14 protein-coding genes are annotated in these 23922 nt (G+C 70.9%); 10 read left to right on the forward strand and 4 right to left on the reverse strand.

Going from position 1 to position 23922, the window contains the following annotated elements:
* The 7 genes from LZ199_RS25795 to LZ199_RS25825 all read left to right on the forward strand — a co-directional run bounded on the left by LZ199_RS25795 (nt 1) and on the right by LZ199_RS25825 (nt 13243).
* Entirely contained in the window at nt 1-324 is a 324-nt protein-coding gene (locus LZ199_RS25795; RefSeq protein ID WP_253996418.1) for a hypothetical protein, read from the forward strand.
* 3 nt (nt 325-327) lie between these two features.
* A complete protein-coding gene (locus tag LZ199_RS25800) occupies nt 328-684 on the forward strand; it encodes a GPW/gp25 family protein (RefSeq protein WP_253996419.1) in 357 nt (118 codons plus the stop codon).
* 1 nt (nt 685) lies between these two features.
* The gene (locus LZ199_RS25805; RefSeq protein WP_253996420.1) at nt 686-3286 is read left to right on the forward strand and encodes a putative baseplate assembly protein; all 2601 of its coding nucleotides are present in this window, start codon (nt 686-688) and stop codon (nt 3284-3286) included.
* Nucleotides 3283-5865 carry a putative baseplate assembly protein gene (locus LZ199_RS46770; RefSeq protein WP_253996421.1) on the forward strand — a complete coding sequence of 861 codons (2583 nt, stop codon included), beginning with the start codon at nt 3283-3285 and terminating at the stop codon, nt 5863-5865. The genes LZ199_RS25805 and LZ199_RS46770 overlap by 4 nt, the downstream gene beginning before the upstream one ends.
* Entirely contained in the window at nt 5862-8051 is a 2190-nt protein-coding gene (locus LZ199_RS25815) for a hypothetical protein (protein ID WP_253996422.1), read from the forward strand. The genes LZ199_RS46770 and LZ199_RS25815 overlap by 4 nt, the downstream gene beginning before the upstream one ends.
* 9 nt (nt 8052-8060) lie before the next feature.
* Entirely contained in the window at nt 8061-12134 is a 4074-nt protein-coding gene (locus LZ199_RS25820; RefSeq protein WP_253996423.1) for a DUF6519 domain-containing protein, read from the forward strand.
* Between the two features lie 122 nt (nt 12135-12256).
* Nucleotides 12257-13243: a DUF2278 family protein gene (locus LZ199_RS25825; protein WP_253996424.1), complete on the forward strand. Its 987-nt coding sequence runs from the start codon at nt 12257-12259 to the stop codon at nt 13241-13243.
* A 48-nt stretch (nt 13244-13291) separates the two neighbouring features.
* Here LZ199_RS25825 and LZ199_RS25830 read toward each other — a convergent pair whose 3' ends face one another.
* From LZ199_RS25830 to LZ199_RS25840, 3 genes are all read right to left on the reverse strand, one after another.
* A complete protein-coding gene (locus LZ199_RS25830) occupies nt 13292-14608 on the reverse strand; it encodes a tail fiber domain-containing protein (protein ID WP_253996561.1) in 1317 nt (438 codons plus the stop codon).
* 160 nt (nt 14609-14768) lie between these two features.
* Entirely contained in the window at nt 14769-15422 is a 654-nt protein-coding gene (locus tag LZ199_RS25835; RefSeq protein ID WP_253996425.1) for a hypothetical protein, read from the reverse strand.
* A 115-nt stretch (nt 15423-15537) separates the two neighbouring features.
* Nucleotides 15538-17325 (reverse strand): HEAT repeat domain-containing protein, encoded by a 1788-nt coding sequence (locus LZ199_RS25840; RefSeq protein ID WP_253996426.1) that lies wholly within the window; start codon nt 17323-17325, stop codon nt 15538-15540.
* Between the two features lie 350 nt (nt 17326-17675).
* Here LZ199_RS25840 and LZ199_RS25845 point away from each other — a divergent pair, with 350 nt between their 5' ends.
* Nucleotides 17676-18911, forward strand: coding sequence for a GAF domain-containing sensor histidine kinase (locus LZ199_RS25845; RefSeq protein ID WP_253996427.1), 1236 nt, complete (start codon nt 17676-17678; stop codon nt 18909-18911).
* A gap of 43 nt (nt 18912-18954) precedes the next feature.
* On the opposite strand, the gene LZ199_RS25850 is transcribed toward LZ199_RS25845, so the two are convergent.
* Nucleotides 18955-21303, reverse strand: coding sequence for a CARDB domain-containing protein (locus LZ199_RS25850; protein WP_253996428.1), 2349 nt, complete (start codon nt 21301-21303; stop codon nt 18955-18957).
* 226 nt (nt 21304-21529) lie between these two features.
* Here LZ199_RS25850 and LZ199_RS25855 point away from each other — a divergent pair, with 226 nt between their 5' ends.
* Entirely contained in the window at nt 21530-22906 is a 1377-nt protein-coding gene (locus tag LZ199_RS25855) for a hypothetical protein (RefSeq protein WP_253996429.1), read from the forward strand.
* A gap of 75 nt (nt 22907-22981) precedes the next feature.
* Nucleotides 22982-23818, forward strand: coding sequence for a GIN domain-containing protein (locus LZ199_RS25860; protein ID WP_253996430.1), 837 nt, complete (start codon nt 22982-22984; stop codon nt 23816-23818).
* Nucleotides 23819-23922 lie beyond the last annotated feature (104 nt).

Here is a 23922-nt window from a genome sequence, read left to right on the forward strand (position 1 = left end):
ATGGGAGCCTTCTTCCTCCACGTCGGTGCCACGGTGATGTGTCCGCATGGCGGCCAGGTGCAAATCACGCCCGGCAATCCGCGCGTCAAGGTGGGCGGACAGCCCGTGGCCACCATGGCCGACCAGTACATGGTGACCGGCTGCGCCTTCCCGCCCCAGAGCGGCGGGCCCTGCGTGCAGGTGAAGTGGCTGGTGCCCGCGGTGCGCGTGCGCGCGGGAGGCCAGTTCGTCATCCTGCAGAACAGCGTGGGCATGTCCATTGGCGCCGCGCCCCTGGGGCCGCCCCAGGTGGTGATGACGCAGGTCCGGGTGAAGGGAACCTGAGCCATGCACATCGCCTTCCCCTACCGACTGGATGGACGGGGCCGCACGGCGGACGCGGACCTGGACACGCACGTGCGGCACCTGATTGAACAGGTGCTCTTCACCTCGCCGGGCGAACGCGTCAACCGGCCCACGTTCGGCACGGGCCTGGGACAGCTCGTCTTCGCGCCCAACAGCTCCGAGCTGGCCACCGCCACCCAGTTCCTGGTGCAGGGCGCGCTCCAGCAGTGGCTGGGGGACCTCATCCAGGTGGAGGCCGTGGAGACGCTCAGCGTGGAGGCCTCCCTCCAGGTGACGGTGCGCTACGTGGTGCGCCGCACGCAGCAGCGCCAGACGGCCCAGTTCACGAGGGACCTCTGACATGGGCGCGCGCTACGTCTGCAAGAGCGAGCAGCGGCGCCGGCTGGTGGACGCCCACCCCACCTTCAACGGCATCGACTTCCTGGAGGTGCTCGACGAGGAGGCGGAGGCGCTCGGCCTGGAGCGCCAGCGGACGCTGTGGGTGCGCTGCTACAAACCGCTGCCCGCGACGTTCAACGCGGACAATGTCGCCATCACCGGAGGCGTGCGGCTCAAGGACATCGGCGTGGCCCTGGCCTTCCGCATGGACACCCCGCCGCCGGACCCGCTCACCACCGCCGCCGAGCGGGCCGAGTACGCGCGGCGCAAGCAACTGGACGACGACGAGGGCACGCACGAGACGGAGCAGACGTTGGTGGTGCGCACCACGTCCTCGGGCGACTTCTCCACGTACACGCTCGCGCTCCTCCGGGGCTTCCTGGACACGGTGCCGCCCGAGGGCTTCGACGGGCCCCTGTCCCGCGTGGACTTCACCTTCAAGGTGGAGTGCCCGAGCGAGTTCGACTGCGCCCCGCCGAAGCACGCCGACGCGCCCACGGGCGATGACCCGCCCATCGACTACCTCACGCGGGACTACGCCAGCTTCCGGCGCCTGCTGTTGGACCGGCTGTCGGAGGTGACGCCGCAGTGGAAGGAGCGCAACCCCGCGGACCTGGGCGTGACGCTGGTGGAGCTGATGGCCTACTCGGCCGACTATCTCAGCTACTACCAGGACGCGGTGGCCACCGAGGCGTACCTGGGCACCGCGCGCAAGCGCAGCTCCGTGCGCCGCCACGCGAAGCTCCTGGACTACCCCATGCACGATGGCGGCAACGCGCGCGCATGGGTGACGGTGCAGGTGGCCGCCAACGCGGAGGGCTGGCCCCTGCCCGGCCCCACCGAGGTGACGCCAGGCACGCGGTTCGTCACCTCCGTCGACGCGCCGCGCGTGCTGGATGCACGGCAGCTCCAGGCGGCCGTGACGGCGGGCGCGGAGGTGTTCGAGTCGCTCCACCCCGCCACCCTCCATGTCGGCCATGGCCGCATCGTCTTCCACACCTGGGGCGAGGACCAATGCTGCCTGCCCCAGGGAGCCACGGCCGCCACGCTCCTGAATCCGCCCGCCGACTTCGACCCGGCGCAGCGGGTCATGACGCCGAGCAACTTCACGCCCGGGTTGGTGCTCCTGCTGGAAGAGGCGCGCAGCCCCGAGACGGGACGGGTGGTGGACGCGGAGCCGTCGCGCCGTCACGCCGTGCGGCTGACGCAGGTGGAGTTCACCCGCGACGCGCTGATGGACCTGGACGTCGTGGAGGTGGCGTGGCACCCCGAGGACGCGCTGCCCTTCGAGCTGTGCCTGTGGAGCGTGGTGGTGCCGTTGGACTCCACGGGTGAGACGGAGGACCCGCTGGGACAGCCCGCGCCGGTGAGCGTGGCTCGCGGCAACGTGGTGCTGGTGGACCACGGGCGCACGCTGACGGAAGAGCTACCCGTGGTGTCCGCCGAGGGCCGCTATCGCCCCCGCCTCGCGCGCGGGCCGCTCACCCAGGTGTCTCGGGTGGACGGACGGCGCGCGGTGGACCCCACGGCCTCCGCGGCGGCGGCGCTGCGCACACCCGCTGAAGAGGCGCTGCCCGCCATCTGGCTGCGCGAGGCGGAGAGCGGGCGGGTGTGGACGCCTCGCCGCACGCTGCTCAACAGCGGCCGGTTCAGCCGTGAGTTCGTCGCCGAGGTCGAGGACGATGGCAGGGCGCGCCTGCGCTTCGGAGACAACGTGCTCGGCGAGCGGCCCGGCCCCGACGTGGTGCTCTCGGCCACCTACCGCATCGGCAACGGCACCTCCGGCAACGTGGGCGCGGAGTCCATCACCCACGTGTATTCGCCGGTGGGCGGAGACTGGCGCGACGCCATCCTGCGCGTGCGCAATCCGCTGCCCGCGCGGGGCGGCGTGGAGCCGGAGTCCGTGGAGCGGGTGCGTGTCAACGCGCCGGAGGCCTTCCGCGTCCAGCAGCGCGCGGTGACGGAGGACGACTACGCGGAGGTGGCCCAACGCCACCCCGAGGTGCAGCGCGCGGTGGGCAGCCTGCGGTGGACGGGGAGCTGGCACACCATGTTCGTCACCGTGGACCGGCGCGGCGGCTTCCCCGTCGACGCGGACTTCTCCGAGCGGCTCACCGCGTTCCTGGAGCGCTTCCGCCTCGCGGGCTACGACTTGCGCGTCGACGCGCCCCTCTTCGTGCCGTTGGACATCGCCATGACGGTCTGCGTGTCGCCGGGCTACCTGGCCGCCAACGTGAAGGCCGCGCTGCTGGAGGTCTTCAGCACGGCGGAGCTGCCAGGCGGCCGGCGCGGCTTCTTCCACCCGGACAACTTCTCCTTCGGCGAGCCCGTGTACCTGAGCCAGTTGGTCGCCACGGCCATGAAGGTCCCCGGCGTGGCCTGGGTGGAGACCGAGGACGCGCCGGGCAAGCCGCAGCGCTTCCGCCGCTTCGGCCAGGTGCCGCGCGACGAGTGGAAGGACGGGCTCATCGCCATGGAGCGGCTGGAGATTGCCCGGCTCGACAATGACCCGAGCCAACCCGAGAACGGGAAGCTCGACTTCTTCATGCAGGGGGGCCTGTGAGCACGTCAGCCAAGGGCTCGGGGGACTGCGAGGCGTGTGAGGACCGGGGCCCGCCGGAGCCCACGCCGCTCTACAACCGACCGGGGCAACCCGCGCTCGCGTATCGCATCGGCACGCACTCCAGCTTCCTCCAGCGCATGCTGGCGCGCCTGCCGAGCGAGTTCCTGCCGGACGGAGACTTCAAGGACACCCGGCCCCTGGCCTCGCTGTCCACGCGCAGTCCGGAGGACCTGTCCATCGCGTTGCTGGATGCGTGGGCCACGGCCGCGGACGTGCTGACCTTCTACCAGGAGCGCATCGCCAACGAGGGCTTCCTGCGCACCGCCACGGAGCGGCGCTCTGTGCTGGAGCTGGCGCGACAGCTTGGCTACGAGCTGAAGCCCGGTGTCGCCGCCAGCACGTACCTGGTGTTCACCGTGGAGTCGGCGCCCGGCGCCCCGTCGCGCGTGACGGTGCCCGTGGGCGTGCAGGTGCTCAGCATCCCCGGCCAGGACGCGAGGCCGCAGACCTTCGAGACGACGGAGTCGATGGAGGCCCGCGCGGAGTGGAACGTCCTCAAGGTGCCCAGGACGAAGCCCCAGGAACTGCTGCGCGGCGAGGACACGCTCTACCTCCAGGGCATCCAACCCGGCATCCAGCCCGGAGACGCCCTGCTGCTCGTGGGCGAGGAGCGCGAGACAGTTCCCGGCAGCGAGCAGTGGGATTTGCGCTGGGTGACGCGCGTCACCCGGGTGACGAACCCGACGGAGCCGGCGCTCAACCACACCGTGGTGCAGTGGGAGCCGGGGCTGGGCAGCGAGACACCTCGCACGGACCCGGCGGACCATCCGCGTGCCTACGTGCTGCGGCTGCGCGGCAACCTCTTCGGCTACAACGCGCCGTCCTTCAAGGCGATGCCGGAGGACATCAAGAAGCTCTACAACCCGGACTACAGGCCCGGCGACAATCGCTTCACCCAGTGGCCCCACTTCGAGAACCAGACGGCCGTCCAGGGCATCGTCGACCTGGACCGCGAGTACCCCACGTTGGTGCTCGGCAGCTGGGTGGCGCTCTGGAAGTCCAAGTACGTGGAGCTGTATCGCATCACCGACATCCAGCCCTGGGCGCGTGAGGACTTCACGATGAACGCCAAGGTGTCGCGCCTCACGTTCGACACCAACGAGCACCTGTCCTACTTCCCGCTGCGCAGCACCGTCGTCCTCGCGCAGAGCGAGGAGCTGCCCATTGGCGAGATGCCCAGGACGGACCCGGTGGGCGGCAACGACATCGAGCTGGACCGCGCGGTGGCGGGCCTGGAGCCGGGCCACGTGTTGCTTATCGAGGGCCGCCCCCTCCGGGAGACCTCCGAGTCGGGGGAGTGGGTCCGCGAGGTGGTGGTGCTGGACCGCGCGGAGCCGCTGGCGAATGGACGCACGCGCCTGGTGCTGACCGAGGACCTGTCCACGTACCTGGTGCGCTCCACCGTCAGCATCTACGGCAACGTGCTGCCGTCGACGCATGGCGAGACGGTGCGAGAGGTGCTCGGGGGCGGCGATGGCTCGCGCATGCTCCAGCGCTTCGTGCTGCGCAAGCCGCCGCTCACCCACGTGCCCGCGCCCACCGACACCGGAGGGGAGAGCACGCTGGAGGTCCGCGTCAACGGCGTGCTCTGGAAGGAGGTGCCCACCCTCTACGGCCAGGACGCGCGCGCGGAGGTGTACATGGTGCGCATCCAGGACGACGGCGCCGTGGTGGTGACGTTCGGCGACGGCGTATCCGGCGCGCGCCTGCCCACGGGTCAGGAGAACGTGACGGCGGTGTACCGCTCCGGCATCGGCCCGGAGGGCGAGGTGGACCGGGGGCAGCTCGCGCTCCTCAAGGTGAGGCCGCTGGGCATCCGCGAGGTCACCAACCCGCTCCCCGCCACCGGCGCCGCCGCGCCCGAGTCCCGCGACGACGCGCGCGACAACGCCCCGGCCTCCGTGCTGACGCTGCGACGCGTGGTGTCCCTGCAGGACTACGAGGACTTCGCCGCGACGTTCGCCGGCATCGGCAAGGCCCAGGCGGCGGACCTGACCAACGGCGAGCGCATCCTCGTCCACGTCACCGTGGCGGCGAAGAGCGGAGGACCGGTCGCCGAGGACTCCCAGCTCTACGAGAGCCTGGAGGAAGCCATGCGCACGCACCACGACCCGGTGCGCCAGTTCGCGCTCTCCTCCTACGAGCAGCTCTACTTCGCGCTGGAGGCCCGGCTGCGGCTGGACGCGCGCTACCTGGCCGAGGACGTGCTGGCCCGCGCGGAGGCCGCGCTGCGCGATGCCTTCTCGTTCGCGCGGAGGAAGTTCGCCCAGGCGGTGAGCGGCGCGGAGGTCATCCGCGTCCTCCAGGACGTGCCCGGCGTGGTGATGGTGGACCTGGAGCGGCTGCACCCCACGACGCCCACGGTGCCTGCGCAGAAGCTGTTCTCGCTCCTCCGGGCCCGGGGCGCGCGGTGGGAGGGCACGACGCTCCGGCCCGCCCAGCTGCTGCTCTTGGACCCGTCGCTCCAGGGTGAAAACCGGGGCGTGACGCTCGTCGTGGAGTCGGAGGTGAGCCCGTGAGCCCCTCGCCGCAGGACAGGCTGTACAAGCTGCTGCCGGCCATCCACCGCGCCAAGGACACGCTCCAGGGCGAGCCCCTGCGCGCGCTGCTGGCCGTCATGGAGCGCGAGTTCCTGGCGCTCGAGGAGGACATCGGCCAGCTCCACGACAACTGGTTCATCGAGACGTGCCAGGAGTGGGTGGTGCCGTACATCGGCGACCTGCTCAAGGTGCGCGATCTGGTGCCGGTGGACCCGGGCCTCTTCAGCCAGCGCGCCTATGTGGCCAACTCCCTGGCCTACCGGCGGCGCAAGGGCACCGCGGCCATGCTGGAGCAGCTCGCGCGCGACGTGACGGGCTGGCCCGCGCGCGCGGTGGAGTTCTTCCAGCGCGTGGGCACCACCCAGCACGTCAACCACCCGCGCCTCGCGAGCCTTCGCACCCCGGACCTGCGGGATTCGAACGCGCTGGAGCTGGTGGGCTCCCCCTTCGAGAACGCGACGCGCACGGTGGACGTGCGCCACATCGACAACCAACGCGGCAAGCACAACCTCCCCAACGTCGGCCTCTTCCTGTGGCGACTGGAGGCGTATCCGGTGGTGCTCGCGCCCGCCTTCCGGGTGCTCCCAGGCTCGGAGCCCGGTGCCTCGGACGCGGGCCTCTTCCGCTTCAACGTGCTCGGTTGTGACACGCACCTGTTCAACCTGCCGCAGTCGGAGACCACGCTCAGCTCGCTGGCCGGAGAGCTGAACGTGCCCGGCCCGCTGCGACGCCGGCCGCTGTATGACGAGCTGGAGGCCCGCCGCGCCGCGCTCGCCCAGGACAGGACGCCCGAGCAGTACGCCTTCGGGGCCGCACCCCCGTTCTCGCTCCACCGCGAGACGGCGCCGAACACGCTGGAGGAGGTGTCTCCGGACGAAATCGTCATCTGTGATTTGTCCACCTGGCACCGCCCCGCCGCCACCCTCCCCTATCCCGGCGCGGACCCGAACGCCCCACCGGTGAATCGGAACATCCTCGTCGCGGTGGACCCGGTCCTCGGGCGACTGGCCTTCGCGCAGGGCCGGCCCGTGCCCGACACGCTGTACGTGAGCTACGCGTACGGCTTCAGCAGCGAGGTGGGCGGCGGGTTCTACGACAGGCAGGAGACGCTCCTCCCGCTGGAGCAGCGAGACGTCTACCGGGTCGACACGCGGGCCGGGCCGTACAACTCCGTGGTGGCGGCCACGGGGGCGAGCGCCGCGAGCGCGAACGCGCTGGTGGAGGTGCTCGACAGCGAGCGCTATCCGCTGGCCACGCTGACCGTCGCCGCGGGCGCGCGCCTGGAGCTGCGGGCCGCGAACCTCCAGCGCCCCGTCCTCGACCTCCAGGGAGGCCGGTGCCGGGTGCGATTGGGCGAGGGGGCCACGCTGGTGCTCAGCGGGCTGCTGGTGCGCGGCGGCGTGCTGGAGGTCCACGCCTCCGACAACGCCACCCTGGACCTGCGGCACTGCACGCTGGTCCCCGGACAAGACCTCCTGCCCGACGGACAGCCTCGCACCAAGGCGCCGAGCCTGGTCGTGCGCGGCGCGAAGGACGGCGACTGCACCGTGCTGCTCAACCGCTGCATCACCGGGCCGATTCAGACGGGCCGCGCGTCCACGCTCCGGCTGGAGGACTGCATCGTGGACGGCCTGGGAGGACTGGCGCTCCCGTCGCTGCCGCCTCCGTTGGACGAGGGACCGCCCCCCGTCGAGCCCTACGAAGGCGCGGGCAGGACGGGCGCGCTGCACGTGCTGGCCAGCACGGTGCTCGGTGGCACGGAGGCCACCGTGCTGGTGCTCGCCAGCGACACCCTCTTCACGGGCCGCGTCGACGTGGTGCAACGCCAGGAGGGCTGCGTGCGCTTCTCGTATGTGCCTCCGGACTCGCGCGTGCCCCAGCGCTTCCGGTGCCAGCCCGCCTATGCGGAGGGCACGCCCGACGACGTGCGCCTGGAAATCGAGCGGCGCGTGAAGCCCGTCTTCACGTCGGACCGCTACGGAGACCCCGGCTACTGCCAGCTCCGGGATGACACCGACTCCGGCATCCGCCGGGGCGCGAGTGACGAGGGGGAGATGGGCGTGTTCCACCACCTTCAACAACCGCAGCGCGAGGCCAACCTCCGCGCCAGCTTGACTGACTACCTGCGCTTCGGACTCGAAGCCGGGTTCTTCTTCGTGACTTGAGGAGACGCCATGAAGGGCGATTTCAGCCGGAACACCTTCCGGCCCGCGAAGCACTACTCCGGCGTGAGGATGCAGCAGGGCCGCGTCCAGCTCGACGCCGACTGGAACGAGCACGTCGACATCCAGGGGTATCTGGACGAGACGGCTCGCAGGGACATCATCGGCGCCAGCGGCACGCCCCAGGAGCCGGGCACGCCCGCGGACATGACGGGGTTCGCCGTCGCCCTGATAGAGGGGCAGCTCCTGGTCCGCCGCGGCCACTACTACGTGGACGGCATCCTCTGCGAGAACGAGCAGGACGTCCCGCTCGGCGCGCAGCCGGACCTGCCCGGCGTGCCGCTGCCGGAAGCCAATGGTCGCTACCTCGTCTTCCTGGACGTCTGGCGGCGCCACGTCACCGCGCTGGAGGACCCGGAGCTGCGCGAGGTGGCGCTGGGCGGGCCTGACACCGCCACGCGCACCCGCACGGTGTGGCAGGCGCGGTTCTACCCGTTGACGGGTGACCAGGCCTCCGGCCCCGTGGAGGCGGTGCCGTGCCACACCTTCGGCACGTCCCTGTGGACGCCTCAAGAATTGACGAGCACCGGCACGCTGGCGGCGCGCGGCGAGCCCGAGCAGGCCAGCGACAATCCCTGCATCGTCGCGGCGGAGGCGGGCTTCCGCCGCCTGGAGAACCAGCTCTATCGAGTGGAGGTCCACCGGGGGAACACGAGTGGCGGACAGGCCACCTTCAAGTGGTCCCGCGACAACGGTATCCTCGTCACCCGCGTCGAGTCGGTCGACGTCGACGACCGGCTCCTCGTCGTGGCCGAGCCCGGCAAGGACGGCTACCGGCGCTTCCAGCCCAACCAGTGGCTGGAGCTGACCAACGAGGCGCGCGTGCTGCGCGGCGAGCCCGGAGAGCTGGTCCGGGTGGAGGCCGTCACCGGCAACCGCGTCACCATCGACACGGCGACGTGGCCGGCCACGCTGCCGGGCGGCGCGCTCACGGTGCGCGGCTGGGACACGGTGGGTTCCACCGGCACGCTGGATATCATTCCGGCGGCGGACCCGAGCAGCCCCGACAGCGGATGGATGGCGCTGGAGAGCGGCGTGCAGGTGCGCTTCACCGCGGGCCACTACCGCACGGGAGACTCCTGGCTCATCCCCGCGCGCACGGTGACGCGCAGCGTGCAGTGGCCGCAGAGTGGTGGCGTTCCCGTCTTCGAGTCCGCGCACGCCATCCGGCACCACTACTGCGCGCTCGCGGTGCTGGAGCGCACGAACAGCGGCTGGACGGTGCATGACTGCCGCAAGCTGTTCCCGCCGCTCACCGAGCACAAGACGCTGGTGTACGCCGGAGGTGACGGCCAGGAGGTGATGCCCACCCGGGCGCCTGCTCCTCCGGCGCGGCTGGCGCGTCCGCTGCGCGCGGGCGTGTTCAATGGCCGGCTCCCCGTCTACGGCGCGCGCGTCCAGTTCAGCGTCGTCACGTCCGAGGGCAACGGCTCGCTGGAGGACGTGAGCAGGCCGGCGAACAATGGCACCACCATCGTCGTCTACACCGACGTCAGCGGCATCGCCGAAGCCTGGTGGACGCCGCAAATCGACGGCTGGCAGACGGTGAACCACCCCCGGCACAGCCAGGTGGTGGAGGCGCGGCTGTTGGACCACGGCAACGAGGAGGTCCATGCCCCGCTGCGCTACAGCGCCAGCCTCAGCGTGGCCTCGAAGGTGGCGTATGCCCCGGACACGGCCCAGGAGATCCTCAACGAGACGCACACCGTCCAGGAGGCGCTGGACACACTGAGCAGGCAGCTGGTGCTCACGTACGAAGGGGGCGACGGGCAGGAGACGCTGCCCGGTGAGGTGCTCCCGCGTCCGCTGCGAGTGGGCGTGGCGCGTCACCAGCGCCGCGCGGCGAACCAGTCGGTGCGCTTCCGCGTCCTGGACAACGCGAGCGGGCAGTACAGCGGCGTGCGCCTCGCCGGCTCGGGCAACCCCTGGACCGAGAGCATCATCGTCACCACCGACGCAGACGGCATCGCGCAGGTGGAGTGGCTGCCGAACCCCAACGACGCCACCCAGCAGGTGGAGGCGCGGCTGCTCGTGGCGGACGGTGGCGGCAATCTCCGAGAGGTCCACCTGCCGCTCGTCTTCACCGCGCGCCTGAGCCGCGCGGACCGGGTCGCCTACCAGCCCGGCCTGTGCCAGACGCTCTTCACCGCGGACACGGTGCAGGAGGCGCTGGACACGCTGTGCCGTCAGCGCTCGTTCCTGTACGTCGGCGGAGATGGCCAGGAGGCGATAGCGGGCCAGCCGCTGCCGACGCCGCTCCTCGTCGCGGTGATGACGGGCGAGACTCCCGTCGTCAACGCGCTCGTCCACTTCCGCATCGTCCAGCCCACGGACAGCGCCCGCCTGCGCACCCTGGATGGAACCCAGGAGGGCGCCTCGCTGTTCGTGCGCACCGACAGCCAGGGCGTCGCCGGGGTGCGCTGGCACATCACCCTGGTGGAAGCACAGCAGGTGACGGCGACGCTCGTGGAGGAGTCGCAGCAGCCGACCCGGCATCCGCCCATCGTGTTCAGCGCCCGCCCCGGCCTGACGAGCGAGCAGTTCGGTCTCCACGTGTCCCGGGTGGAGCTGGCCGCCAACCCCCAGCTGGTGCTGGAGAACGATGGACAGCTCGGGTTCGACCCCTTCGGCGTCTTCCGACAGGGGATTCGCATCATCTGCTCGGAGGAGCTCGCGCCCTACATGGCCCCCACGGGCGCGCCCCTGGCCCTGCCTCCCCCTGTCGTCACCCTGTCCCTGGATGTCGTCTATCCACTGACGACTTCGGACGCGAGCTACTGGACGCAGCAGATGGGCCGCTACCCGGGAATCGTAGGGCACCAGACCTACACCCTGCGAGGCGAGGCGCGCATCTACGGCACGGACATCGTCTGGGTTCCCAGCGTGGAGTCCTATCGGTGGATGGACCTGCTGCGCTCGTACAACGTCGACAGCTACGGCAACAGTCGGATGCTCGCGAAGCTCGTCGTGCAGGGAGGCTTCATCCACTCACGCGACGGCTCCCGCGTCCTGGATGGCGAGGTCATCTCCCGCTCGCTCACCGAGCGCTTCGCCATCGGTTATCCCAACCGGGGCGACGGCAGACAGGGCGGCGACTTCACGCTGTGGTTCTGGATTCAGACCTTCACCGGCTCCCCGCCCAGTCCAGGGTTGCGCCCCGAGGGCACGCAGGTGCTGTCCGCGGCGCCCTCGGAGTCCCGCTTCACGTCGGGCCTGGAGCAGCCCTGGGGGCTGGCGCGGGATGCGAAGCACCAGGAACTGCTGGTGGCGGACACGGGGGCCAACACCGTGGTGCGCTTCAGCCTCGCGGAGCAGGACGGGACTCGCACCGTCGGGAGCTTGAGCGATGGCGTGGAGCAGCCCACCGCGCTGGTGCTGGACCCGGCTCGCGACGAGCTGTACGTGGCCAATGGCGGCGGAGACTCCGTGGCCACCTTCCGCCGCGATGAGCAGGGTGGGTTCCAGTCGTCGCGCGTGCTCTCCGGAAAGAAGACGGGGCTGTCCGGCCCGCTCGGACTGGCGCTGGACGCGAAGCAGCAGCGCCTCTTCGTGGCGGGCTCCGGCAAGGGACAGGTGACGGGGTTGTCGGCCGCGACCAAGGCGGGCCGAGGAGCCTTCCTCGCCCTGTTCGACGCGGCGGCACATGGCGACACGGCGCCGCTCGCACGGTGGACGGGAGAGCAGCTCAAGCTCAACCGCGCCTCGGGCCTCGCGCTCGATGCCTCACACCAGGAGCTCTTCGTGGCGGATTACGGCGCGGACGCGGTGGCCGTGTACTCGGTGGAGGTGCTGCTCGCGGGCCGGGAGAACGTGAAGCCGCTGCGGCTGCTCCATGGCAAGGCGACGGGGCTGGCGCAGCCGACGGGTGTCTCGCTGGATGCGTCAGGCGAGGAGCTGTGGGTGGCCAACGCCCGGTCCGGCACCATCACCGTGTATCCGCGCGACGCGCACGGCAACGCGGCGCCCCTGCGCACGGTGGACGCGCCCGCGGCGCCTCACAAGGGGCCTCGCGCCGTGCTGCCGTAGCCGCGCTCTCAAGGGACCCGGCATCCAGGCGGGCCCGTGTCGGCCAGGGCTCCGAGCGGCCCTCGTCACGCGCCGTGAGACATCCGGCGCGTGACGCCTCCTCCCTGGAGGAGGAATCACGCATGTCGCTCAAGAACTATGGAGTCCTGAAGGGCTCCGCCATCGCGCGCCGCCTGGGCTCCGGTCCCAGTCCCCACTACCAGGTCCGCCTCGTGGACCAGGGCGCGGACCACCGCATCGCCATCAACGTCAGCTCGAAGCTGCCGCCGTCGGACCTGGAGTACCTCGTCGACGAGAACTTCCGGCACCCCTCCACGGAGGCCCTGAAGGCCCTGCCGCTCGGCTTCACGCCGCTGCCGGGTGGCGGGGGTGGACGCGCGCTCGACTTCATCCGGGGCAACTTCTTCGACCGCTCGCTCATGAAGGCGCTGGCGCCCGACGTGCCCGGGCCGGACAACGACTTGAACGAGAAGCTGGACCACTTCTTCCAGCGCGCCATGGCCGACGAGCAGGCCACGGTCTACGCCTTTGGCGAGACGTGGGGCCCGGAGAGCGCCAAGGACAAATACTTCGGCTTCAGCCCCGGGCGCGGCATCCACGACATCCACATGAACCAGGGCAACCACCCTTCCTTCGCGGACCAGGATGGCGTGTGGCAGGACGGCGGAGTGCTCCTCCACTTCGCCCAGCCCGAGCAGTGGGTGGGCATCTTCCTCAAGTTCCAGTCCCAGGTCTGGCACACCGATGACCGCACCGGCCACGCCCTCACCACGCCCGTGCCCGAGCAGCACGACGGCCTGGTGCGCATCATCGCCGCGCTCGTCAACGACACCCACGCGCCCGAGCAGGAGACCGTCACCCTCCTCAACACGTCCCCCACGCCGGTGTCCCTCGCGGGCTGGGTGCTCGCGGACAGGAAGAAGCACCAGCAGACCTTGAGCGGAGACCTGGCCCCAGGCGCTGCCCGCGTGCTGCGCGTCCAGAGGCCGGTGGAGCTGACCAACCAGGGCGGCTCCATCAGCCTGCTCGATGCCCAGGGACTGAAGGTCGACGGCGTCTCGTACGTGAGAGAGCAGGTCCGTAGACCCGGCTGGACGCTCGTCTTCTGAGCGCTTCGGCCGCGTCGCCCTGTGTCGGCGGCAACGCGGCCAGGGCGCTCAACGCGCGCGGGGCATGGCCGCCTTCAGCTCGGCCACGCTGCGCTTCAGCTCGGCCAGCTCCGCCTTCAGCGCGTCGACCTCCGCGTCCCGGACGTGAAGCTCGCGCGTGCGGCGCTCCAGCGCCTGGATGGCGGCCATGTTCACCCCGTCGATGTCGAGCATGCCGATGCTGGTGTCATCCGTGCCCAGACCGAAGGCCGCCCGGAAGTCCTGGGCCACGGGCCCCAGGTGACGCACGCCCGAGGCCTCTTCCTTGTAGCGCCAGGTCTCCACGGGGAGCCGCGCCACCTTCGCCAGGAGCTGCTCGCCATCGACACGGCGGAAGTCCTCCTTCTGGGTGCGGTCCGACGTGCAGCTGAACACGCCCGAGCCCGCCGGCAGGTTGCAGCCCGTGGACAGCGAGGAGTTGGTCCGCAGGAAGACGCCGCCCGCGGCGCGCACCAGGAACTGGTTGTTCGCCGTATTGCTGGCGACGGTGGTGGTGGACTCGTCTCCCCAGATGAACGCGCCCGTAAAGCCCCCCGACGTCACCCGGTGCCCCAGCGCCGTGCTGTAGTCCGCATTGGCCGCGACGCGGTACCCCACCGCGATGGAGCCCTGCCCCGTGGCGCTGTTGGTGTAGCCCATGGCCACCGAGCCGAAGCCGCTCGCGATGGAGCTCGCGCCACTCGCGAAGCTCGCGGTGCCCGGAGCCTGGTTGTTCGAGCCGAAGCACACCGACACGGTGCCACTCGCCAGACACTGGTCGCCGAACGCGAAGCTGCCGTACGCGCTCGCCCGGGACTTCGACCCGCCCGCCCAGGAATAGAACCCCAGGTTGGCGTCATTCCATTCGTCGTCCGCATAGCCCGCGCGAAACGCGGCGCGCGAGGGAGTCCACATCAGCCGGTACCCCTTGCCCGTCATCGGGGTCGTGCCGATGCCCAGCTCGCCGCGCGCCAGCAGTCCGCCCGCCGAGTCCACGGTGAAGAGAGGGAACGCGTCCCACACAATCGGGTCGGCGATGGTGTTCGTGAGACGCAGGAGCGGTGCGGGAGTGGTGACCGACGCCGCCCCGTCGACGAACATGCCGGACTTCGCGGTGGCCGCGCCCGACAGGGACAACGACGCGTCCTGGGGCTGCGTCCCGTTCTGGATGTAGCTCCCATTGCCGGGCAGGGGTGCACGTGCGTCGGTGAGCCGGGGGTCATTGCCCTCCGCCACCGTCCCAGGCCCCGAGCCGTACGCGACGCTGACGACGTTGTCGTCATCCAGCTTGAGGCCAGAGCCCACCTCCCAGCTCTTCGCGGGGGGCGTGTCGGAGCCACAACCCATGGAACCCAAGGTGATACATCCCAGTGCGACAAACAGCGTCCCGGTCCTCATGCGGTCTCCCGTTTCCGATGGCCTGCGGCGGGTGAACGCACTCACCTCCAAGCCTTCGCGGAGGGAGGCATTATCCCACCTGAAGACAACAAGACACGCACTGCGGGACTCAGCGCGCGGGCGGCACGCAGCGGTTCAAGTCATACGGCCGGCTCCGCGCGCACCAGTCGGGCCGTCCCGAGGAAGACCAGGAAAGCACGAGGTCCGAGGGCCCTCCGCCTTCGATGGGTCCAGGCCAGGTCTCCACGAGCTGGAGTCCCTCCGCCTGGCTCCAGCGATACAGCTCCGGCGCGGACTCGGGCGTCTTTCCCTCCAGCGCGAACGCCAGGGTGTGCGCGGGCCCGCACAGGACGCGGGGCACGGCGCGCAGGCCCTTGTGGACGACGGCACGGCGGACCTCCGTGTCGCTCTCGAACCACACCAGTTCCACGGTGGTGCCCTTGTAGCCCTCCCCTTCGAAGTGCGCCAAGGGCGAGGTGACAATCAGCTCCGAGTCACCGCACCACTCGCGGACCTGTGAGAACACGGGGAAGCGGCTGTGAATCTCTCCGGAGCGGGTGTCGACGAGGATGGTGGTGCCGTCTCGCATGTCCACCATCGCCCGCTGCCCGGTGGGGCTGGGGGAGGCGTTGCCGACCTCCGGGATGCGCACCGAGCCGACCGTCATGACGGAGTCCGTCCGACAGGAGCCGCTCTCCCAGTCGAGCACCTCGCAGCTCCGCACGTGGGTGATGACCGCGGAGCCGATGGTCTCGCTGCGCACGGACTCGGTCCGTCTGCACCTGCATCCGGCAGCCATCAGGACGACGAGCAGGAAAGCCGCATTGCGCATGGAGCCGCTGTGTCGACGGGACGAGTTGTGGGGCACGCCGGTGACTCTAGCCGACGTCGAAGCAATAGAAGACCCGAGGGTGTCCGGAGCCCGTGAGCACGTCGGTGTGCAGCTCCAGTCGATAGCAGGGCTGCGCCCCCTGCTCCGAGGTGGGCCAGGTCGTGCGCTCCACCCGGAACGCGGTCAACAGCTCCGGCGTGCCTGGCCGTCGCAGCCGGAGGTGGCCGACATCAACGGAGTAGTCATGGACCAGGACCTGCTCCTCCAGGTCGATGCTCTCCAGCTCCCCTTCCCGATAGAACACCAGCCGGTCCGAGACGGGATACCAGTCGGGGTCCCTCAGCCACGTGGCGAAGGCCAGCCCCAGGCCCGCCGGGTCGAACAGCTCGCGCTCCGGGCGCGCGTCGTCCTCCACCCCCGTCTGGTCCTGCTCCAGCCGGGAGAGCGCCAGACGGACCTCCGCGCGCACGTCGCGCCGCGGCTCGGTGGCTTCCAGCGCGAGCAGCGCCGGACGGGCCGCCGCCGCCAGCCGTCGGCCGAGCGCACGCGCCGCCTTCAACCGCACCTCGGGCTCGGGGTCCGAGAGCGCCTTCACCAACGCCTCCTCCACCTCCGCGCCGACCCTGTCCGCGAGCACTCCCGCCGCCGCCGAGCGCACCCTCGGGTCCACATCTCGCGTGAGCGCCACGGCCAGGTCCGCGTCCGCCGCCGACGCCGCGCCGGTGAGCGCGAGCGCCGCCTGGGAGCGCACCTGCCAGTCCGGGTCTCCGCGCAGCAACCCGCGCAGCGGGGCGAGCGCCCGCGACGCGCCGACAATCCGAGGCCACGCCACCACCGCCGAGGTCCGCACGCGCGCGGACGCGTCCTGGAGCGCCGCCTGGAGGACCGACTCCCCTTCGCGTGCCCCCAGCACCCCGAGCGCGGTGACGAGGGAGGCGCGCTCCTCCTCGTCGGTGGCGCGGCGCGCTTCGTCGATGAGTCGTGGGATCGCCGCGCCACAGCCGAGCTGACCGATGGCGAGAATGGCCAACTTCCGGAGCTGCGGAGCCGGGTCCTCCAGCAGGGGAATCAGCGCCTCGACTCCCTCCGTGGTTCCCCGGCGAAGCAACGCCTGCAGCGCCCGCATCCGCACGGCGGGCGAGCCATCCGCGAGCAGGGCCAGGAACGGCTCCTCCAGAAGCGTGTCGCGCGGCGTGAGGGCCTCGACGGCCGCGATGCGCACCTGCTCGTCCACATCCTGGAGCGCCGCCATGAGCGCGCGGTCCGCTATCGGGCCCTCCACCGCCGACATCACCTCGACGGCCGCGACCCTGACGGACGGCGTCGCATCCGCGAGGCCCTGGCGTGCGAGCGGCAGCCACGCGGGCGTCGCCTCCTCGCTCGCGACCTCGAGCAGCGTCAGTCGCTCGGACTCCGTCGCGTGGGCAAAGCGCTCCGCCAGCAGCGCGCCCGCGGCGGACGTATCGATTCGCACGAGGGTCTCCAGTGCCTGGCGCCGCACCGTGCTGTCCACATCCGCCAGGGCCTGGACCAGCCGCCCCCAGGCCACCTGTCGGGGCGCGAGGGCGAGCCCTCCGGCCGCCATGGCCCGGACCTGCGCGGATGCATCCCCCAGCGCGGAGAGAATGAGGTCATGAGCCTCGCGAGCCTCCAGTCCCCGCATCGCGAGCAGCGCCAGGACCCGCTCCACCTCCTGCCCGCTTGAGAGCGCCGCGCGCGCCGCATCCACCAGGTCCGTGCGAGCCCGCAGTCGCGCGATGCTCTCGGTGAAACCACCGGTCTTCGCCCCTGCGAGCTGGCGCAGCAACTCCAACGTCGTCAGGGGCTCGCTCATGGTCCCCCCCGAGTGGGTCCACCGGCGGACGCTGGCCCGCACTCTCGCCCGGGAGGTGTTCGCGCTCGTGCCACATGCTCCCCTTGGCTCCGTGCTCTCCGCACGGGAGTGTAGCCGCTCGCTCCCTCGGCGGGACTCAGGGGTTTCCACGAGGCGGGAGGGATTCAACATCCGGCGCGTGAGCCCCGCACCCACCCAGACGCCGGTCGGGTGGGAGTCTGCCCCTCCGACCTCCCCGCCAGCGAGGACGCGAGCGCGCACAGCCCCGCACGTGAGCAGCAAGGGCCTCCCGCCCGTTAGGGCACTACAGAGGAAGAATGATGATTGATGGCACTGCCGCGCCTCTTCGCATGGCCGCAGATGAAGGCCTCCCCGCGCATCCGGCACCGCTCGTGTCGGAGGCCCTGCCCGCCGGCTTCACCGCGGACGTCCAGGCCATCGCGCGCATCGATGCCGTGAAGACGGTGCTGCGCGTGCTGCTGCAGACCACGGGGCTGCGGCTGGCCGTGGTGGCGCGTGTCACGACCCAGGAGTGGCGGTGCTGCGCCGTGCTGGATGAGATGAACTTCGGCCTCAATCCGGGCGACACGCTGGCCATCACCACGACCTTCTGTGACACGGTCCGCACCTCGGCGACACCGCTGCTCGTCAATCACGCGAGCGAGGACCCCCGCTTCGCCAACCACCCCGCGCCCAAGCTCTATGGCGTGGAGAGCTACATCGCCGTGCCCCTGTACCGCAGGGATGGCTCCTTCTTCGGCGTCATGTGCGCGCTGGATGCGAACCCCGCCCTGGTCGCCGAGGACAAGCTCGAGGTCTTCCGCCACCTCGGAGAGCTCATCGGCCATCAGCTCGAGAACCAGGAGGAGCTGGAGCGCAGGGAAGCGCAGCTCTTCAGCGCGAAGGAAGCGGCGATTCTTCGCGAGCAGTTGATTGGCATCGTCAGCCATGACCTCCGCAACCCGCTCAACGCCATCCTCCTCTCCGCCTCCACGATGGTGCGACGAACGGACCTGGACGAGCGGGCGCGCAAGGCCATCCGCCGCATCGTGGACTCGGCGGACCGCGCGCAGCGCCTCATCCGGGACCTGCTGGACTTCACGCAGGCGCGCATGGGCCAGGTGCTGCCCGTCAATCGCCGGCCCATGGACCTGCACGAGCTGACCATGCAAGCGGTGAACGAGGTGCAGTCCGTCATGCCGGAGCGGATGTTGGAGGTCGAGACACGGGGTGATGGAAATGGCTCCTGGGACTCGGACCGCATCGCCCAGGTGATTCACAACCTGCTCTCCAACGCCGTGCAGTACAGCCCGCCCTCCGCCCGCATCCAGGTGCTGTGCGAGGGAGGCCACCAGGAGCTGGTGCTGCGGGTGAGCAACACCGGGCCGCCCATTCCAACGGACGTGATTGCCACCCTCTTCGAGCCCATGCGGCGCGGCACCGAGGATGGAACGGAGCGGCGCAGCATCGGCCTGGGCCTCTTCATCGTGGACCAGATTGCCCGGGCCCATGGAGGCCACGTCGAGGTGGACTCCGCCCAGGCGCGCGGGACGACGTTCAGCATCCACCTCCCGCGCCGAGGCTGACCGCCCTTCCCTCGCGTGACGAGAGGGGCGGCACTTCAACGACTCAGGGGTTGAAGGTGATGCGCGTGCCGGCGAGGCGGTTGTTGTCCTCGAAGAGCTCCTGCGTCGAGTTACCCACGTCCGCGACGGCCCCCAGGTACCAGGCCCCCGGGAACGGGACGGAAGCGAAGCCGGGAGCCGTTCCCGTCTCGCACTGACCCGGCGCCAGGTTGAACGGAGGCGTGAAGCCCACGTGCAGGTCCGCACCCGGCGCGCCCGGCCCCGCGGGAGGCGTGATGACAGCGTCCTCCGACAGGAACAGCTCCAGGTGGGTGACACCCGGCTGCGTGCCGTGGTTGCACACCTGGAAGGACGCGGTGAAGGGAGCCCCGAGCGGGAGCGGGGTCGGCGCCGTCACCGACGTCACCACGAAGTCCGGCCGGTACCCCACGCCCAGGCGCGTGCCTGGCGTCGCGTTGTTGTCCTCGAGGAGCTCCACCTCCAACTGAGACGGGTCCACGACGGCGCCCAGGAAGTACGTCCCCTCCAGGATGCCGTGAGGCATGCCCGTCACGCTCACCGTCTCGCACGCGCCGGGGGCCAGCGGGGCCGACGGATAGGCGGAGCCGACGTACGCATCCGCCGAGGGCTGCGAGCCCACGCGGGGAGTAATCACCGCATCCCGGGACACGTACAGCTCCACCGCGCCCAGGCCCGGAGTCGTGCCCTGGTTGCACACCGTGATGTTCGCGGTGAGCCACTCACTGACCTGCACCGCGAGGGTGCCCGTCACCGACGTCACCACGAAGTCCGGCCGCAGACCCACGCCCAGCTTCGCGCCGCTCCGCGCGTTGTTGTCCTCGAGCAGCTCCGGGACGACGTTGCCACGGTCCACGAGCGCTCCCAGGAAGTACGCCCCCTCCGGGACGGACGCGCCCGACGCGAACGAGAGCGTCCGGCACTCCTGGGCATTGAGCGTCCCGAGGCCCACCTGCCCCAGGGAGCGGTCGGCCGCGGAGATGACCGCGTCGTCGGACAGGAACAGCTCCACCTGGCCGCCGCTCGACGGCGCCGTGCCCTGATTGCAGACCTGGACACTCGCGGAGAGCGGCTGGCCGGGCGCGACGCTAGGAGGACCGGAGAGCGTGCCCACCACCAGGTCGGGGCCGAAGCCCACGCCGAGCTTCGCGCTCAGCCGCGTGTTGTTGTCGGCATCCAGCTCGTTGAGCATGCGGGCCGGGTCGACGATGGCGCCCACGTGGTAGGTGCCGGGGGCAAGCCCCGAGGGCGTGCTCGTGAAGCTCACCGTCCGACAGGCGCCGGGCTCGAGCGGCCCGGTGTCCTGGGTGCCCAGCCGCGTGTCCGTCTGGGGGTTGGGCGGCACGTGCGGCGTGATGACCTCATCCGCCGTCAGGTACAGCTCCACGGGGGCCGTGCCCCGAACCGTGCCCTGGTTGCACACCTCCGCGCTGACCGTCAGCGGCTGCCCCGGAGCCACGCTCGCCGGCGCCGTCACGGACGTCACCACGAAGTCCGGCCGCAGTCCCACACCCAGCCGGCTGCCCGCCTTGGTGTTGTTGTCCTCGATGAGCTCGGACACCGCCTGAGCGGGGTCCGCGATGGCGCCCAGCGTATAGGCCCCCTCGCGAGCCACCGACGCCGTCACCGTCTTCGACTCCGTCTGACATTGTCCCGGCGAGAGCATGCCCAGGCTGACCTCACCGAGCAGGGTGTCCGACGTGGGCCGCAGCGGCACCTCCGACGTGATGACCACATCCGCGGACAGGTACAGCTTCACGACGGGCGCGCCCGGCACCGTGCCGACGTTGCAGGCCGTCACCAGCGCTGCGAAGGACTGGCCCGGCGCCACACTCGCGACGCCTGTCACCGACGTCACGACGAAGTCCGGAAGCGAGCCCACACCGAAGCTCGCGCTGGCCCGGGTGTTGTTGCTCCAGTCCGTCTCCAGGCCTCCACGCCGTGGGTTGACGATGGCGCCCAGGAAGTACGCCCCGGGGATCGACGCGACGGCCTGCACGCGCGTCGTGCGCGTCTGGCATCCGCCCGGCTGGAGCGGCTCCACGAAGAGCTGACCGAGGCGCCTGTCCGAGGCGGGAGTCAGCGGGACTTCCGCGGTGATGACCGCGTCCGCCGACAGGTACAGCTCCACCTCCGTGCTGCTCGAGGGGAGCGTCCCCTGGTTGCACACCGTCACGCTGGCATCGAACATCCCGCCGTCCTGGATGCTCGCGGGCCCCGTGACGGACGTCACCACGAAGTCGGGCACCGGGGCCCCGTTGAGCGCGGAGCGCTGCGCCTCCACGGGGGCGGACTCCGTGGCTCCATCGACCTGGACGGGCCCGGGTGCTTCCTCACAAGCGCTCACGGCCAGCATCGTCGCGAGCCCCGTCACTCCCCACACACTTCTCCTGGCAATCACGCATACCTCTCTCGAGAACCTCCGACCCGGCCCTGCTCGAAGACTCATGCTCACAGGCGCTCGTGGCGGACTCCGCCGCGTGACCTGTCGCACCACACACACCCGTCCTGGTTTTCGTGCGCAATTCCTCGCGAGGACCGCCCCACGCGACGACGTGCAAACGCGATTCGCGTCCAGGCGCGTGCGCTATAAGCGCGCCATGGAGTCAACGCCGGCCCCCCTCGCGCCCTCACCCACGGACCCCTGGCGGTTGCCTGTCTTCTGCCTGGCGGCGGCCGCGGTGCTGGCCCTGACGCTCCAGCTCACCAATGGCACGCTCCGCGAGGACTCCCTGCGAGGACTCACCCTGTGCCTGGGCCTGAGCCTCTTCGCGGTGGTCGGCCCGGGCCTGCGCCGTCCCTGGACGTGGGCGGAGCCGGTGCTCGCGCTGCTCGTGGGCGTCGCGTTGCTGGCGCAGCTCCAGGCCCTGCTCTCGGACTACCCCGCGTCCTCGCTGCGGCTCAATGGCCCCTGGCCCTTCGCGCCCTTCCATGAGCGCCTGGCCACCGCGGCGCTCGTCTCGGGAGCGCTGCTGGCGGGCCCGGAGCGGCTGCGACAGGTGGGAGTGCCCGTGCTGTTGGGGGTGTACCTGCTGCTGGGCGGGTGGATCCTCCGGCACTCCCCGGCGCCTCACATCGACGTCTTCGTGTTCCAGGTCCAGGGCGCGGACGAGCTGCTGCGCGGCGGCAACCCGTTCGCGATGACCTTCCCCAACATCTACGGCCACTCGCTCTGGTACGGGGACGGGCTGGCAAAGGACGGGCGCCTGCTGTTCGGCTTTCCCTATCCGCCCTTGAGCCTGCTGTTCGCGACGCTCGGGCGCGTGCTGGCGGGAGACCCACGCTACGCGCAGCTCGTGGCCACGGCGCTGGCGGCGGGCTTCATGGCCTATGCGCGCGGCGGACGGCTGGGCGCTGGCGCCGCCGCGCTCTACCTGCTCACCCCGCGCGGCTTCTTCGTGCTGGAGCAGTCCTGGACGGAGCCGTTCCTGGTGATGCTCCTGTCGGCGAGCCTCTTCTGCGCCCTGCGATTCCCTCGCGCCCTCCCCTACGTCTTCGGGTTGATGCTCGCCGTGAAGCAGCACACCGTGTTCCTGGTGCCGCTGGCCTTCCTCCTGGTGCCCGAGCCCCGGCGACTCTGGGGTTTGCTCTGGCGCGCGGGAGCCACCGCCCTGCTCGTGAGCCTTCCATTCGCGCTGCCGGACGTGAAGGCGTTCTTCCACAGCGTGGTGGCGCTGCACGTGCACCAGCCGTTCCGCACGGAGTCACTGAGCTACCTGGCGGCGTGGGTGGCCCGGGGCCATCCGCCCCCTCCGCTCTGGATTCCATTCGTCGCGGTGGCCGGCGTCCTGGGCCTGAGCCTGTGGCGCGCACCTCGCTCTCCCTCGGGCTTCGCCGCCGCCACGGCGCTCACGTACGCCACCTTCTTCGCCTTCAACAAGCAGGCGTTCTGCAATTACTACTACTTCGTCGTGGCGGCGCTGTGCGTGGCGGTGGCCTCCGCGCGGCTGCCTTCGTCTGAAGTCGCGGGCCGGTGACAGTTTCTCGCGGGCGCGGTGTTCCATCAGCGGCGCGTGAGCGCGCGAGACTCTCAACGGAGGCAGGATATGGGGATGCGCATGGCCGCGTGTGTGCTCGCGGCGGGGTGGCTTGCGGGGTGCAGTGACTTCGACGTGCACGGCAACGGCGACACCGTCACCGAGGAGCGCCAGGTGGAGGCGTTCCAGTCGGTGGTGCATGAAGGCCCGCTGACCGTCGTGGTGCGCGAAGGGGAGACGTCCAGCCTCAAGGTGACGCTGGACTCCAACCTCCAGGACAACGTGCGCACCTTCAAGGGCCCGGATGCGTCCCTCGTCATCACCACGGACGGCAACCTCCACCCCAAGGGCACCGCGCGGGTGGAAATCACCGTGCCACGGCTGGTGGGCGCGACGATGGAGGGCTCCGGCACCATGACGGTGGAGGGCTTCGCCGGACAGTCCGGCGAGCACGTGCGGCTCGAATCGACGGGCTCCGGCAGCGTGCGCTACTGCGGCGCGGCCCGCACGGTGGAGGCGAAGGTGGAGGGCTCCGGCCGGGTGGTGATGTGCATGCCGGAGTCCGTGCTCGTGGAGCGGGCGGACTTCTCCCTGTCCGGCTCCGGAGAGCTGAGCTGGCAGGGCGCCGCGAGCGACGTGCGCGTGGCCAGCGAGGGCTCCGGTCTGGTGAGACTCAGGGGCACCGCCTCCCGGCTGAGCGCGAGGATGGACGGCAGCGGCGACCTGGAGGCCCGCGAGCTGCGCGCGGGGGACCTGGACCTGGTCTCCGAGGGCTCCGGCGACGCGAGCGCCACCGTCGAGGGCGGCACCGTGAAGGTCTCACTGGACGCATCGGGCGACGTGGACCTGTGGGGCTCCGCCTCTGTGCGCTCCATCCGCGTCAATGGCAGCGGCCGGGTCAACTGGCACTGACGCCCCAGGCGTGACGGCGGCCCACCGGGCCGGGTCGCCCGTGCCTGCCGGCATCGCCCGCTCGCGGCCCAGGCACTGCGTCTCCTCCAGGGGACGACCGCCGG

It is taken from the genome of Myxococcus qinghaiensis (assembly GCF_024198215.1).
GTDB lineage: Bacteria > Myxococcota > Myxococcia > Myxococcales > Myxococcaceae > Myxococcus > Myxococcus qinghaiensis.